Origin of the sequence: Dactylosporangium sp. NPDC000244, from assembly GCF_040300725.1 — a bacterium.
Classification (GTDB): domain Bacteria; phylum Actinomycetota; class Actinomycetes; order Mycobacteriales; family Micromonosporaceae; genus Dactylosporangium.
In genome coordinates this window covers 54,869-67,815 of sequence record NZ_JBEPEH010000009.1, presented here as the reverse complement: position 1 = coordinate 67,815, position 12,947 = coordinate 54,869, and the positions used below count along the sequence as shown (strand labels likewise).

The following is a 12,947-nucleotide window of genomic DNA, read 5'->3' as shown; positions in this document are numbered from 1 at the left end:
CGCCCGTTCACGGAGCCTCGACCGGACCCGCAGGCTCCGTGAGGTACGCACCAACCGATGATTTTCCCTGATGATGGCCCCAAGACCCAAACCGGGGCGCGAACCTTGTGACAACTCCTGGCGGGAAATGCCGGTCAACTGTCACAATAAGCGGCCATGCAGGCCCGGTCCGCCCTCTTTGACCTCTACGGCGACCATCTGCGCCCGCGTGGCGGGCGGGCTGCCGTCGCCGCCCTCGTGCGCCTGCTCGCTCCCCTCGGCATCGCCGCGCCGGCCGTCCGCACCGCGGTGTCGCGGATGGTCCGGCAGGGCTGGCTGCATCCCCTACGGTTGCCGACCGGCCCCGGCTACGGCATCACCCCCAAGGCGGCACGCCGCCTCGATGCCGCCGGTGCCCGCATCTACCGCACCCAGCGACCCGGCGGCCCCGGGAGCGCGTGGACCGGCAGGTTCGATCTCATCACGCTGGAACCGCCCGCGCACCGCGGCGCGCGGGCGAGACTGGTGGCGAACCTCGGATTCCTCGGCTACGGCTCGGTCGACGGCTCCACCTGGATCGCCCCGCGCCCGGGGGAGGGCGTCGACGCGCTGCTCACGGAGGCCGGTGTGCGCTACGACCGCTTTACTGCGGAGCATTCCGGCGGTACCGATGGAGCAATGCATCTCGTCGCCAGAGCCTGGGACCTCGACGCGATCGCCGCGGCCTACGGCGAGTTCGTCGAGCGCCTCACGCCGCTGGTGCAGTCCGTCGGCCCGGCCACGCCCGACGAGCAGGCCTACGCGGTCCGGTTCACGCTGGTCCACGCCTGGCGCGGGTTCCTCTTCCGCGACCCCCAGCTGCCGCCGCAGCTGCTGCCCGAGCGCTGGGCCGGCACCGCGGCGGCGGCCTTCTTCGACTACCACGCCCTGCGTCTGCGCCCCGCCGCCGACCGGTTCGTGGACGCCTGCCTGACCCTCTGACCCTTGGAGAAGCCATGGACGACCTGCTCGTGGAGCGCACCGAGACCGGTGTGGCGATCCTGACCCTCAACCGCCCCGACGCCCTCAACTCCCTGACCGACAGCCTGAAGGTGGCCCTGCGCGACGCGCTGAAGGACATCGCGGACGACGCATCGGTGCGCGCCGTGGTCCTCACCGGCGCCGGGCGCGCGTTCTGCGGCGGCCAGGACCTGCGCGAGCACGCGAGCTCCCTGGAGGCGGGCACCGGCGCCTCCCTGTCCACCGTCACCGAGCACTACAACCCGATCGCCACGCTGCTGGCCGGCCTGCCCAAGCCCGTCGTCGCGGCGGTCAACGGCATGGCCGCCGGCGCCGGCGCGTCCCTGGCCCTGCTCGCCGACTTCCGCGTCGGCGGCCCGAAGACCGCGTTCCTGATGGCCTTCGCCAACGTCGGGCTCGCCGGCGACACCGGCGTCTCCTGGAGCCTGCCGCGGATCGTGGGCCACGCGAAGGCGACCGAGCTGCTGCTGCTGGCCGAGCCGGTGAAGGCCGAGGCCGCCTTCGCCCTGGGCATGCTGACCCGCCTGGCCGAGTCCGACGAGGACGTCCTGCCCGCGGCGCTGGAGCTGGCCGGACGCCTGGCCGCGGGCCCGACGATCGCGTACGCCCAGATCAAGCGCGAGCTGGCGGCGGGCGGCTCCGGCTCTCTGGCGGACGCCCTGGCGGTCGAGGCCGAGGCTCAGGCGCTGTGCGGCCACAGCGCGGACCACCGCAACGCGACGGCGGCCTTCGTGGCCAAGCAGAAGCCGGTGTACGAGGGCCGCTGACGATATGTCGGGCGCTGCGCACCACGACATATCGGACTTATCGTATATGTTGAGGTTCTTCTTCAATGAGGGCTGAGCCTGGCTTAACGTGCCTCGTACAAACGCGCCATAGCCTGGGCTCCATGGCCGATCGTGAGAAGGTTGCGCATCTGCTGCGCCGGGCGACGTTCGGGCCCACCGCGGAGGAGGTCGACGCCGCCGAGTCCAAGGGCCCGGCGGCGACCCTGGACGCCCTGTTCAGCCCGCCCGACCCCGACGCCGGAGCGGCCCGCACGCCACTGCCGAAGCTCGGCCCGGTGCTCAACGACAAGACCGACCGCGCCGAGCAGATCCGGACCGTCGGCACCTGGTGGCTGGACCGCATGGCGCAGGCCGGCCACCAGGTGCACGAGAAGCTGACCTTCTTCTGGCACGGGCACTGGGCCACGTCCGCCGACAAGGTCAAGTCCGGCCCGCTGATGCTCGGCCAGCAGCAGACCCTGTTCCGCACCGCCCTCGGCGACTTCGCCACCCAGGTGCACGCGATGCTGCGCGACCCCGCGCTCATCATCTGGCTGGACGGGCAGAAGAACACCGACAAGGCCCCGAACGAGAACCTGGCCCGCGAGCTCATGGAGCTCTTCACGCTCGGCGTGGGCCACTACACGGAGCAGGACGTGCGCGAGGGCGCGCGGGCCCTGACCGGCTGGGTGGTGGACCAGAAGGCGGGCACCGCGACGCTCAACGCCAAGCGCCACGACGACAAGCCCAAGACGATCCTCGGCCGGACCGCCGACTTCGACGCCGACGGCTTCGCCGACGTCCTGCTCGCCCAGCCGGCCTGCCCCGAGTTCGTCGCGAGGCGCCTCTGGCTGCGCTACTGCAGCGACGCCCCCATCCCGCAGGACGTCCTCGACACCGCCAAGACCCAGAAGACGACGGCAGCGGTACTACGCTCCCTGCTCGCCGCCGACGGCCACGCCGAACTCGTCAAGCAGCCCGTCGAGTGGCTCGCCGGCGCCCTGCGCCAGCTGCAGATCCGCCCCGGCGAGCTCCCCGACGCCCAGCGCAAGCAGCTCCTCAACGCCCTGAACCAGCTGGGCCAGGTCCCGCTCCGCCCGCCGAGCGTGGGCGGCTGGCCCGCGGGCGCGGCGTGGCTCACGACCTCGGCCACCCAGGGCCGGTTCAAGCTCGCCCAGACCCTCGCCGCGCGGGCTCCGCAGCCGGTACTGGACCGCCTCACCGCCGTCCCCGCCGCCCAGCGCCCCACGGCCCTGGCCCGCCTGCTCGTGATCGACGCGTTCACGGACCGCACGCTGGCCGCGCTGACCCCGGCCGCGAACGACGCCCGGCGGCTGCTGACGCTGGGCCTGGCCAGCCCCGAATACGCGATCAACTGACGCCGCATGGAGACGGCATGGACGCCACGCCGGCGGTGCTCACCGCGGCCTGCCGATCAACTGACGCCGCATGGAGGCGGCACGGAAGCCACGCCGGCGGCGCTGAGCGCGGCCTGCCGATCAACTGACGCTGAAAGGAGGCGGCATGGACGCCACGCCGGCGGTGCTCACCGCGGCCTGCCGATCAACTGATGCTGAAAGGAGGCGGCATGGACGCCCTGACTCGTAGGAAGTTCCTGATCGCCAGCGGCGTGGCCGGAGGCGCGGCCCTCGTCGCCGGCGGTGCCTGGACGCTGCGCGACATCTTCGGCACCGCCGCCTGGGACGATCGCCCCGGCGACGCCAGGACGCTCGTGCTCGTCACGCTCTACGGCGGCAACGACGGCCTGGCCAACGTCATCCCGTACGCCGACAAGGCCTACGCCCCCGCCCGCCACGAGCTCGCCTACAAGCCCGAGGAGGTCCTCAGGCTCGACGACACCCTCGGCCTCAACCCCGGGCTCGCCGGCCTCAAGCGCATGTTCGACGCGAAGAAGCTCGCCATCGTCCGCGGCGTCGGCTACCCGAAGCCCGACCACAGCCACTTCCGGTCCATGGACATCTGGCAGACCGCGCAGCCCGACCGCCCCGGCAACACCGGCTGGCTGGGCCGCTGGCTCGACGCGTTCGGCGGCGACCCGCGCCACGCGGTGTCGTTCGAGCCGGTCCTGCCGCCGCTGCTGGCCGGCGCCACGACCGCCGGGGCCGCCGTGCCCGTCTCCGGCCTCACCCTGCCCAACGGGGTCAAGCCCGAGGTGCTCACCGCGTTCGGCAAGGCCTCCGACGGCGAGCCGCCGCTGCAGGCCCGCGCCGCCCGCGCCTTCGCCGACCTTGTGGAGGTCGACGCGCTCATCCACAGCGTCGACGACCACGACGGCGACGGCGAGATGTCCGCGTCGACCGGCACCGGCACCGGCGGCCGCTCCGACCTCAAGACCCAGCTCGGCCTCGTGGCCCGCTGCGTCGAGGCGAACGTGGCCACCCGCGTCTTCTCCGTCTCCCTCGGCGGCTTCGACCTGCACGCGGAGGAGCGCAACTCGCAGGAGATCCTGCTCAAGCTCCTCGACGAGGCGCTCACCACGTTCGCCGACCGCATGGCCAAGACCGAGGCCGGCCGCAAGGTGGTCGTCGCCGTGTACTCGGAGTTCGGCCGCCGCGTGGCCGCCAACGGCTCCGACGGCACGGACCACGGCACCGCCTCGAACATGTTCATCCTGGGCAGCCCGGTGAAGGGCGGCCTCTACGGCGAGCAGCCCAGCCTCGCCGACCTGGACAACGGCGACCTGAAGTTCACGACCGACTTCCGCAAGGTCTACGCGACTCTCCTGCGCGACGTGCTCGACGCCGACCCGGAGCAGATCCTCGGCTACAAGGACCAGCTGGAGGGCATCCTCTGAGTCCGCACCGGGCCTCGGGCCCGGTGCTGGACCTGTCGTGGTGCCTCGGCGTCCGGCCGGCGGTGAGCCCCGAGCCGGGCCGGACCCGCGCCGCCGGCTCGGCAGCGGTGCGGGCCCGGCCCCGGAGCGGCTCAGCCCACCATGACCTCCGCGGGCAGCAGCTCGTCGGGCGACGGCTCGATCGCGGGATCCGGCTCAGGCTCAGACGAGCAAGCGGAGGAAGTGGGCGAGGAGGAGGGCACGGAAGAGGGCGGCGAAGAGGACAGGGTCGGGGGGCTGGGCACGGTAGAGGACGGGGAAGCGGCGGAGGGCGGGGGCGGAGAAGTGGGCGAGGACGCGAACGAGGGGTCCGGCGAATCGGGCGCGGTGAGCGCCGGGCCGGGATCGTTCGGGCTCCATGGGGCCGGGTGCCGGGGAGCCGACCGCGGGCGGGTGTTCCCCGGCGCCGAGCGCGGCCGCCGCGTCGCCGGGGTCCGGCGCCGGGTGGACCGCTCGCGCGCCTTCTCGTCCTGCTCCAGCCAGGTGAGGGCGGTGCGGCACGTGTACGCCCACCACCCGATGAACGGCCCGTACCGCTCCCGAAGCTCGTCCGGCGACGGCCGCGCGGCGCCGTAGACCGCTCGGGCCGTCTGCACGTACTGCTCCATCTCCAGCGGCACCGCGTCCGGCCGGCCGAGGGCCCGCAGCAGCAGCGCGTGCGCCGTGTAGTCGCCGATGCCCCGCACCGCCAGCAGCGCGGCCCGGGCCTCGTCGTAGGGGCCGGTGCGCAGGAGCTCCTCGTCGATCGCGGCCACCCCGCCGAGCACCTCGGTCAGGCGCTCGGCCTTGTTCTGGGCGCCGGCGTAGGGCAGCGCCTCGGCCGGCGAGAGCCGCGACAGCCGCGGCAGGTCCGGGATCGCGGTGAAGTCCTCGCCGTCGGCCCGCACCGGGGCGCCGAGGTAGAGGGTGAGGCGGCGCTTGCGCAGCGTCGCATACCACTGGGTGGAGTTCTGCAGGAGCGTGAAATACACGACCCCCTCCGCCAGGCTCGAGAACCGCACCTGGTGCAGGCCCCGGGCGACCTCGAGCAGCGGCCGGACGGACTCGTCGGCCTCGGCGCGGCGCAGGAACTCGGCGCGGTCGTCGTCCAGCCCGAGCCAGCCGGAGACCCGGGCCCGCACCGCGTCCAGGTCGGGCCCGGCGAGCGGCTCCGCGCTGAACACGGTCAGCCCGGCCCCGGGGGCGCCGTCGTCGCGCTCGGCGACCTCGACCACGACCGCCGCGTCCGGGTCGGCCGGGTGCGGGAAGGCGCGGCGCACCCGCTCGCCGGGGCGCAGCGAGATGTCGCGCCGGCCGGGCCGGAAGTCCGCGAGCGCGCGAAGGGAGCAGCCGAGGTCGAAAGGGGCGGTGGCGGACAGGATCGTCTGGGTGATGATGCCGAGTTCGGTCATGGGGGCATCTTCGAACACCGGTACGACAGTTTCGGGTCCGCGGCCCGCCGGTCGCTACTGTGCGCGAGCGGCGAGCAGCAGTCCGTCGCCGAGGGGGAGTAGGGCCGGGATCCACGCCTCGCTCTCGCGGAGGGACTTGACGGCCTCTCGGAGGAGTACCGTCTCGGCATCCCGAACCGTGGGATCACTGACGCGGCCGCCGGCCAGGGCATCGGCCAGGGCCAGGGTGCCGCCGGGGCGCAGGAGCCGCTCGGCCGCGGCGATCACCGGACCGTACTCGCTGGGATCGTGGTCGACGAAGACCAGGTCATAGGCCCGGTCGGCCAGCCGCGGCAGCACGTCGAGCGCGCGGCCGGTGATGATCCGCGTGCGCGAGGGGGCGTTGCCGGCCGCGGAGAAGACCCGCCGGGCGACGCGCTGGTGCTCGGCCTCGTAGTCGATCGTGGTGAGCACCCCGTCACGGCGCATCCCGCGCAGCAGCCAGCCGCCGCTCACCCCGGTGCCGGTGCCGACCTCGACGACCGCCTTGGCGTTGCTCACCGCAGCGATCACCCGCAGCGCCGCCCCGCAGCCCCGGCTGACCGCGTTGATACCCAGTTCGAACGCCTGCTCGCGAGCGGCCGCGAGGACCGGGTCCTCGGCGACGAAGCCGTCGATGAAATCAGCGGTCCGGGCGGAGGCGGTAATGGGACACCCCTTAAGAGAAGTCGATTGACCGCAAGCCTAGGAGACCTCGCCCCCACATGCTCGAAGCCGGGGCGTGTAATGCTGGATGCGAAACGGACGGAGGAGCCGATCGTGACAGACGGTTCGGCCTGGCGTCAGCCGGGCCCCGGCGCGCCGGCCAGCAACACCGGCTGGGGCGCGCGCCCCGCATGGGCCACACCCGGTGCACCCCAGGCCGCCGCCCCCAGGCCGGCGCCCGACAGCTGGTGGTCCGACGCGCTGGCCGACCCGTGGCGCGACCCGGACGCCCCGGTGGTGGTGGTCAAGCCGCCCGCCGACGAATCGCCCGAGCTCGAGAAGCCGCCGCCGCCCTCGCCCGGGCCGCGGGTGGGCATCGGGCTGGTCCTCGTCGTGTCGATCGTCACCGCACTGCTCGCCGGCGCGCTCGGCGGCACCCTGGGCTACGTCTTCGCGATGGGCGGGGGCGGCGCCACCCTCGGCTCCGGCCAGGTCGGCAACGCCCCGCTGAACAACCGCGCCCCCGAGTCGATCGCCGGGCTGGTCAAGAAGGTCCTCCCGAGCGTCGTCACGATCAGCATGCGGGTCGGCAACGGCACCTCCCTGGGCTCCGGCTTCGTCGTCAGCGGCGACGGCCACGTGATCACGAACAACCACGTCGTGGAGGGCGGCACCGGCGCGGCGACCGTCCGCTTCAGCGACGCGAGCGTGGCCGTGGCGAGCGTCGTGGGCACCGACCCCGAGTCGGACATCGCGGTGCTCAAGATCGACACGAACGGGCTGCCGGACGGCCAGCTGGCCCCGGTCCAGTTCGGCAACTCCGACGGCGTCCAGGTCGGCGACCCGGTCGTCGCGGTCGGCGCGCCGCTCGGGCTGACCAGCACCGTGACCTACGGCGTGGTCAGCTACCTCGACCGTCCCATCCGCACCAGCGAGAACGGCACGGCGCGGTACTACTCGGCGATCCAGACCGACGCTGCCGTGAACCAGGGCAACTCGGGCGGGCCGCTCTTCGACGCGGCCGGGCGCGTGATCGGCATCAACTCGGTCATCGGCACCCTCTCCGAGGATCAGGCCAGCGCCGGCAACGTCGGGCTGGCCTTCGCCATTCCGATCAACCACGCCCGGCGGGTCGCCACCGACATCATCAACACGGGCAAGGCCCGCCGCACGGTGATGGGCGTACAGGTCGACAACACCTACCAGAACCCGGCCGGGGGCGCGCGCCTGGCCACCGTCGAGCCGGGCGGCCCCGCCGCGGGGGGCGGGCTCAAGGCGGGCGACGTGGTCATGGCGGTCAACGGCAAGCCGATCGACGAGTCGTGGGACCTCACCGCCCTGATCCGCAAGTACGCGCCGGGCGACACCGTGGAGATCCAATACCTGCGCGGAGCCGCTAAGGCCAAGGCCTCCGTGGCCCTTGTGGCGGATGCCAAGTAAGTGGCCTGACCGGCCCTCCCGGAACCGGCCCAGGTGTGCGTAGTCTGGGCAGCGAGAGCAAGGGGAGGGCCGGCACATGGGCTTCGACATCGGCGGCTGGGAGTTCCTGGTCATCATCCTGGTCGGCGTGTTCATCTTCGGGCCGGACCGCCTGCCCAAGGCGATCAGCGACGGTGTGAAGATGCTGCGCCAGGTCCGTCAGATGGCCCGCAACGCCACCGGCGACCTGAGCAAGGAGCTCGGCACCGACATCCAGCTCGAGGACCTGCACCCGAAGACGTTCCTGCGCAAGCACCTGCTCAGCGAGGAGGACGAGGCCGCGCTGCGCAAGCCCCTGCAGGGCATCTACGACGACGTGCGCGGCGTCGCCGACCAGGTCAAGCGCGACGCCTCGGACGCCGCGACGGCCGCCAAGAACGTGGGCAAGGCCACGGCCCCCGCGCCGGCGGCGGCCCCAGCCCCAGCAGCGCCCCAGCCGGCGGTCCGCGCCAGCTGGGACGACGTGACCTGATCTACCGCCCGGCGGGCTTGAGGCCCAGCGGCTTGCCCACCAGGCTCTCGCGCCGCAGCGCCAGCCGGTCCGCCACCGCGGCCAGGGCCTGCGCCGCGGGCGCGTCCGGGGTCGCCAGCACGAGCGGGAGCCCGGCGTCGCCGGCCTCGCGCAGCCGCGTGTCGAGCGGGATCTGACCCAGCAGCGGCACCTTCGCCCCGACCGCCTGGCTGAGCGAGTCGGCGACCGTCTGCCCGCCGCCGGCCCCGAAGACCTCCATGCGCTGCCCGTCCGGCAGCTCCAGCCAGGACATGTTCTCCACGACGCCGACGATGCGCTGGTGCGTCTGCAGCGCGATCGAGCCGGCCCGCTCGGCGACCTCGGCCGCGGCGGCCTGCGGGGTCGTCACGACCAGGATCTCGGCCGAGGGCAGCAGCTGGGCGAGCGAGATGGCTACGTCGCCGGTGCCCGGGGGCAGGTCCAGCAGGAGCACGTCCAGGTCGCCCCAGTACACGTCGGCCAGGAACTGCTGCAACGCGCGGTGCAGCATCGGGCCGCGCCAGACGACGGCGGCGTTGCCCGGGGTGAACATGCCGATCGAGATGACCTTCACGCCGTGCGCCGACGGCGGCATGATCATGGACTCGACCTGCGTCGGCTTGCCGTCGGCGCCCAGCATGCGGGGCACCGAGTGGCCGTAGATGTCGGCGTCGACCACGCCCACGGACAGGCCCCGGGCGGCCAGCGCGGCCGCGAGGTTCACGGTCACGCTCGACTTGCCGACGCCGCCCTTGCCGCTGGCGACCGCGTAGACGCGGGTGCGCGAGCCGGGCTGGGAGAACGGGATGACCGGCTCCTGCACGTCCCCGCGCAGGCTCGTCTGCAGGTCCTTGCGCTGCTCGGGGGTCATCACGCCGAACTCGACCTCGACCCCGGCGACGCCGGCGACGGCCCCGACCGCCCGGGTGATGTCGGTGCGCAACTTGTCCTTCAGCGGGCAACCGGCCACCGTGAGCAGGATGCCGATGGCAGCGACGCCATCCGGGCGAAGGGTGACGTCGCGGACCATGCCCAGCTCGGTGATGGGCCGGCGGATCTCGGGGTCGTCGACGGTCGCGAGCGCAGCGGTGATCGCGTCTTCGACGGTGGTGGCCGGGGCAGACATGGGTGCCATGGTACGTCGGGCAGCCCGCCGTATCCGGCGCGTCAGGCCCACACGAGGAACGCGTCACACGCCCGGTAAGCGAATGATGTCACCTGTGTGCGCCTCAGGGGGCTTGTCCGCGTACCGAAGACGGTGGGATCATCGTTTACAACGCCGCGCGCCTAGCCCCTTGAGGCGCGCGGCGTATTGCTGCTCGGTCCCGAATGCTGGTCAGTCCCGGCGGGAGCGGCGGCGCGGCGGCTCGTCGGAGTCCACGACGTCGTCCGGCTCGTCCGCGCCCAGCGGATCGGCCAGGGAGCCGAGCGCCTTGCGCACCTTTTTGCGCTCCGCCTTCGCCCGCCGGTCGGCCGCCTCGTCCAGCTCCTCCGCGACCCGGGCCAGCTCCGAGCGCAGGAAGTCGCGGGTCGCCACCTCGCCGAGCGCGATGCGCAGCGCCGCGATCTCCCGCGCCAGGTACTCCGTGTCCGCCTTCTGCGCGGCCGCGCGCCGGCGATCCTCCTCCGACGCGAGCCGGTCCCGGTCCGCCTGGCGGTTCTGCGCGAGCAGGATCAGCGGCGCGGCGTACGAGGCCTGCAGGGACAGGATGAGCGTGAGGAAGGTGAAGGTGTACGGATCGAACTGCCAGCTCCTCGGGGTGAGCGTGTTCCAGGCGATCCAGGCCAGGATCACGATCGTCATGTAGACGAGGAACTTCGCCGTGCCCATGAAGCGGGCGATCCCCTCCGACCACTGCCCGAAGGCCTCCGGATCGAAGCGGGGCAGCGTGATCCGGGAGGCGCGCGGCTGGTCGAGCCGCCGGCGCTCAGCCATGGGTACCGCCATGTGTGCCCGGCACCGCGATGGGCAGGGGCTCGGCGTGGTCGCGGTCGCGCCAGTCCTCGGGCAGCAGGTGGTCGAGCACGTCGTCGACGGTGACCGCGCCGACCAGCTTGTCGTTGTCGTCGACCACAGGCATCACCACCAGGTTGTAGGTCGCCATGCGGCGCGTGATCTCGGCCAGCGTCGTGCGCGGCGCCAGCGGGTCGATGTCGTTGTCGACCACGCCGCCGAGCAGGGCGGACGGCGGTTCGCGCAGGAGTCGCTGGAAGTGCACGACGCCCAGGTACCGCCCCGTCGGCGTGGCCATCGGCGGGCGCGTGACGAACACGCCGGCCGCGACCGCCGGCGACAGCTGCGGCTCCCGGATGCGGGCCAGGGCCTCGGCCACGGTCGCGTCGGGCGCCATCACGATCGGCTCCGAGGTCATGACCGCGCCGGCCGTGCCCGGCTCGTACTCCAGCAGGGCCCGGACCGGGGAGGCCTCGTCGGGCTCCATGAGGTCCAGCAGCACCTCCTGCTCGGGCTTGGGCATCTCGGCGAGCAGGTCGGCGGCGTCGTCCGGGTCCATCTCCTCCAGCACGTCCGCGGCGCGCTGCGGCTCCAGCGCGGTGATGATCTCCAGCTGGTCGTGCTCCGGCAGCTCCTCGAGCACGTCGGCGAGGCGCTCGTCGTCCAGCGCCGCGGCGACCTCGACCCGCCGGGACTCGGAGAGGTCCTGCAGCACGTTGGCGAGGTCGGCGGGGCGCATGTTGTCCAGCACGGCGAGCAGCCCCGCGGTGCCCTGCGTCTGCGGCTCCCCGGCGAGCCCGGTCACCTCGGACCACTCGAGCTGGTTGAGGTGGCCGCGGCGGGTGAGCCGCCCGGTGAACTCGCGCACCGCCACCCGCGACAGCGACCACTCGCCGGTGCGATCGGCGTCCATGGCCACGTCGACCACGGCCCCCGTCCGCCCGGTCGCGGCCACGGTCACGTGCCGGTCCATGAAGTCCTCCAGCACCAGCAGCTCGCCCGGGCGCTTCTCGAAGCGGCGCAGGTTGAGCGTGCCGGTGTTGAGCACCACGGCGTCGGGCTCGAGCGCGGTGATCCGGCCGATCGGCAGGAAGATGCGCCGGCGCATGGGCATCTCGGCGACCAGCCCGACCACCCGGGGCGGCTGGTTGCCGGGGCGGGCCCGGGCGACGGCGTCACGCACCCGGCCGACCTGGTCGCCGTTCGGATCGAACACGCTCAGGCCCGCGAGGCGTGCGATGTAGACCCGCGGCGCAGTACTCACGAGGCTCAAGCCTACTGAAGCAGGCCACAAAGCAGGCGTTGGACCGAACCTCAGTGACCTGAGCCCCCTAGGCTGCGTTCATGAGCATGGTGCGGTACGCGATCGTCGACGTCTTCACCGACCGGCCCTTCACCGGCAACCCCCTGGCGATCGTCTTCGACGCCCGGGACCTCGCGACCGAGCAGATGCAGGCGATCGCGCGGGAGTTCAACCTCTCCGAGACGATCTTCGTGCTGCCGCCGACGCCGGGGACCGATGCGACGTACCGTGCCCGGATCTTCACACCGGGGACCGAACTGCCCTTCGCCGGGCACCCGACGGTCGGCTGCGCGGTGACCCTCGTGCGCAACGGCGTGATCAAGGGCCCCGATGTGGTGCAGGAGTGCGGGGCGGGGCTGCTGCCGATCCACGTCGACGAGGTGCACGGCGCCGCGACCGTCACCGGCGGCACCCCGACCGTCGGGCCCGTCCTGGACCCGCTGCCGCTGCTGGAGTCGATCGGGCTCACCGAGGCCGACCACGTCGGCCCGGCGCCCCGCAAGGCCGGGTGCGGGCTGGAGTTCACGTTCCTGTCGGTCACCGACGAGGCCGTGAGCCGGCTGCGGCTGCAGCGGCCCGTGGACAACCTGAGCGTCCTGCACTGGGACGCCGAGCAGCAGCTCGCGCACGTGCGGGTGCTCGTGCCCGAGGTCGGCGTGCCCGAGGACCCGGCGACCGGCTCGGCCGCGCTGGGGCTCGGCGTCTGGCTGGTGACGAGCGGGCTGGTGGCGGGCGACGGGCTGAGCCGGTACGAAATCGCCCAAGGTCTTGAAATGCATCGACCGTCGGCCTTGCACTGCACGGTGACGGCGCGGGCGGGCGCGGCCGTGTCGGCCACGGTCTCGGGTCACGTGGTGCCGATCGCCTCCGGCGAGATGATCGTGCCGCCGTTCGTCGGCTGACGGCGCCGGCCGCCGAGGACCACCACGGCCACGGTCTCGGGTCACGTGGTGCCGATCGCCTCCGGCGAGATGATCGTGCCGCCGTTCGTCGGCTGACGGCGCCGGCCGCCGAGGACCACCACGG

At 73.0% G+C, this 12,947-nt stretch carries 12 protein-coding genes; 7 read left to right on the top strand and 5 right to left on the bottom strand.

Features of this window, described 5'->3' with window-relative positions; all coding sequences use genetic code 11:
- Positions 1-156: 156 nt before the first annotated feature.
- From ABT369_RS14455 to ABT369_RS14440, 4 genes are all read left to right on the top strand, one after another.
- Entirely contained in the window at positions 157-960 is an 804-nt protein-coding gene (locus tag ABT369_RS14455) for a PaaX family transcriptional regulator (RefSeq protein ID WP_350612221.1), read from the top strand.
- 14 nt (positions 961-974) lie between these two features.
- Entirely contained in the window at positions 975-1,766 is a 792-nt protein-coding gene (locus ABT369_RS14450) for an enoyl-CoA hydratase-related protein (RefSeq protein WP_350612220.1), read from the top strand.
- A gap of 122 nt (positions 1,767-1,888) precedes the next feature.
- Positions 1,889-3,145, top strand: a complete 1,257-nt coding sequence (locus ABT369_RS14445) for a DUF1800 domain-containing protein (RefSeq protein WP_350612219.1) — start codon at positions 1,889-1,891, stop codon at positions 3,143-3,145.
- A 209-nt stretch (positions 3,146-3,354) separates the two neighbouring features.
- Positions 3,355-4,581, top strand: coding sequence for a DUF1501 domain-containing protein (locus ABT369_RS14440; RefSeq protein WP_350612218.1), 1,227 nt, complete (start codon positions 3,355-3,357; stop codon positions 4,579-4,581).
- A 131-nt stretch (positions 4,582-4,712) separates the two neighbouring features.
- Here the strand turns inward: ABT369_RS14440 and ABT369_RS14435 are convergent, their stop codons facing one another.
- Positions 4,713-6,011 (bottom strand): DNA glycosylase family protein, encoded by a 1,299-nt coding sequence (locus ABT369_RS14435; RefSeq protein WP_350612217.1) that lies wholly within the window; start codon positions 6,009-6,011, stop codon positions 4,713-4,715.
- A 54-nt stretch (positions 6,012-6,065) separates the two neighbouring features.
- The gene (locus tag ABT369_RS14430) at positions 6,066-6,668 is read right to left on the bottom strand and encodes an O-methyltransferase (protein WP_350612436.1); all 603 of its coding nucleotides are present in this window, start codon (positions 6,666-6,668) and stop codon (positions 6,066-6,068) included.
- A 141-nt stretch (positions 6,669-6,809) separates the two neighbouring features.
- Here ABT369_RS14430 and ABT369_RS14425 point away from each other — a divergent pair, with 141 nt between their 5' ends.
- A complete protein-coding gene (locus tag ABT369_RS14425; protein WP_350612216.1) occupies positions 6,810-8,135 on the top strand; it encodes a S1C family serine protease in 1,326 nt (441 codons plus the stop codon).
- Positions 8,136-8,211: 76 nt separating this feature from the next.
- Positions 8,212-8,646 (top strand): Sec-independent protein translocase protein TatB, encoded by a 435-nt coding sequence (gene tatB / locus ABT369_RS14420; protein ID WP_350612215.1) that lies wholly within the window; start codon positions 8,212-8,214, stop codon positions 8,644-8,646.
- A gap of 1 nt (position 8,647) precedes the next feature.
- Here the strand turns inward: tatB and ABT369_RS14415 are convergent, their stop codons facing one another.
- The 3 genes from ABT369_RS14415 to ABT369_RS14405 all read right to left on the bottom strand — a co-directional run bounded on the left by ABT369_RS14415 (position 8,648) and on the right by ABT369_RS14405 (position 11,882).
- Positions 8,648-9,790, bottom strand: a complete 1,143-nt coding sequence (locus ABT369_RS14415; RefSeq protein ID WP_350612214.1) for an Mrp/NBP35 family ATP-binding protein — start codon at positions 9,788-9,790, stop codon at positions 8,648-8,650.
- A gap of 210 nt (positions 9,791-10,000) precedes the next feature.
- Positions 10,001-10,600, bottom strand: coding sequence for a DUF1003 domain-containing protein (locus ABT369_RS14410; RefSeq protein WP_350612213.1), 600 nt, complete (start codon positions 10,598-10,600; stop codon positions 10,001-10,003).
- Entirely contained in the window at positions 10,593-11,882 is a 1,290-nt protein-coding gene (locus ABT369_RS14405) for a magnesium transporter MgtE N-terminal domain-containing protein (protein ID WP_350612212.1), read from the bottom strand. The genes ABT369_RS14410 and ABT369_RS14405 overlap by 8 nt, the downstream gene beginning before the upstream one ends.
- A gap of 80 nt (positions 11,883-11,962) precedes the next feature.
- Here ABT369_RS14405 and ABT369_RS14400 point away from each other — a divergent pair, with 80 nt between their 5' ends.
- Positions 11,963-12,823, top strand: a complete 861-nt coding sequence (locus tag ABT369_RS14400; RefSeq protein WP_350612211.1) for a PhzF family phenazine biosynthesis protein — start codon at positions 11,963-11,965, stop codon at positions 12,821-12,823.
- The last annotated feature ends 124 nt before the right edge of the window (positions 12,824-12,947 follow it).

Excerpts from the sequence above, each read along its gene's own strand:
- ABT369_RS14455 (WP_350612221.1), top strand. The coding sequence starts at position 157 with ATGCAGGCCCGGTCCGCCCTCTTTGACCTCTACGGCGACCATCTGCGC.
- ABT369_RS14450 (WP_350612220.1), top strand. The coding sequence starts at position 975 with ATGGACGACCTGCTCGTGGAGCGCACCGAGACCGGTGTGGCGATCCTG.
- ABT369_RS14445 (WP_350612219.1), top strand. The coding sequence starts at position 1,889 with ATGGCCGATCGTGAGAAGGTTGCGCATCTGCTGCGCCGGGCGACGTTC.
- ABT369_RS14440 (WP_350612218.1), top strand. The coding sequence starts at position 3,355 with ATGGACGCCCTGACTCGTAGGAAGTTCCTGATCGCCAGCGGCGTGGCC.
- ABT369_RS14435 (WP_350612217.1), bottom strand. The coding sequence starts at position 6,011 with ATGACCGAACTCGGCATCATCACCCAGACGATCCTGTCCGCCACCGCC.
- tatB (WP_350612215.1), top strand. The coding sequence starts at position 8,212 with ATGGGCTTCGACATCGGCGGCTGGGAGTTCCTGGTCATCATCCTGGTC.
- ABT369_RS14415 (WP_350612214.1), bottom strand. The coding sequence starts at position 9,790 with ATGTCTGCCCCGGCCACCACCGTCGAAGACGCGATCACCGCTGCGCTC.
- ABT369_RS14410 (WP_350612213.1), bottom strand. The coding sequence starts at position 10,600 with ATGGCTGAGCGCCGGCGGCTCGACCAGCCGCGCGCCTCCCGGATCACG.
- ABT369_RS14400 (WP_350612211.1), top strand. The coding sequence starts at position 11,963 with ATGAGCATGGTGCGGTACGCGATCGTCGACGTCTTCACCGACCGGCCC.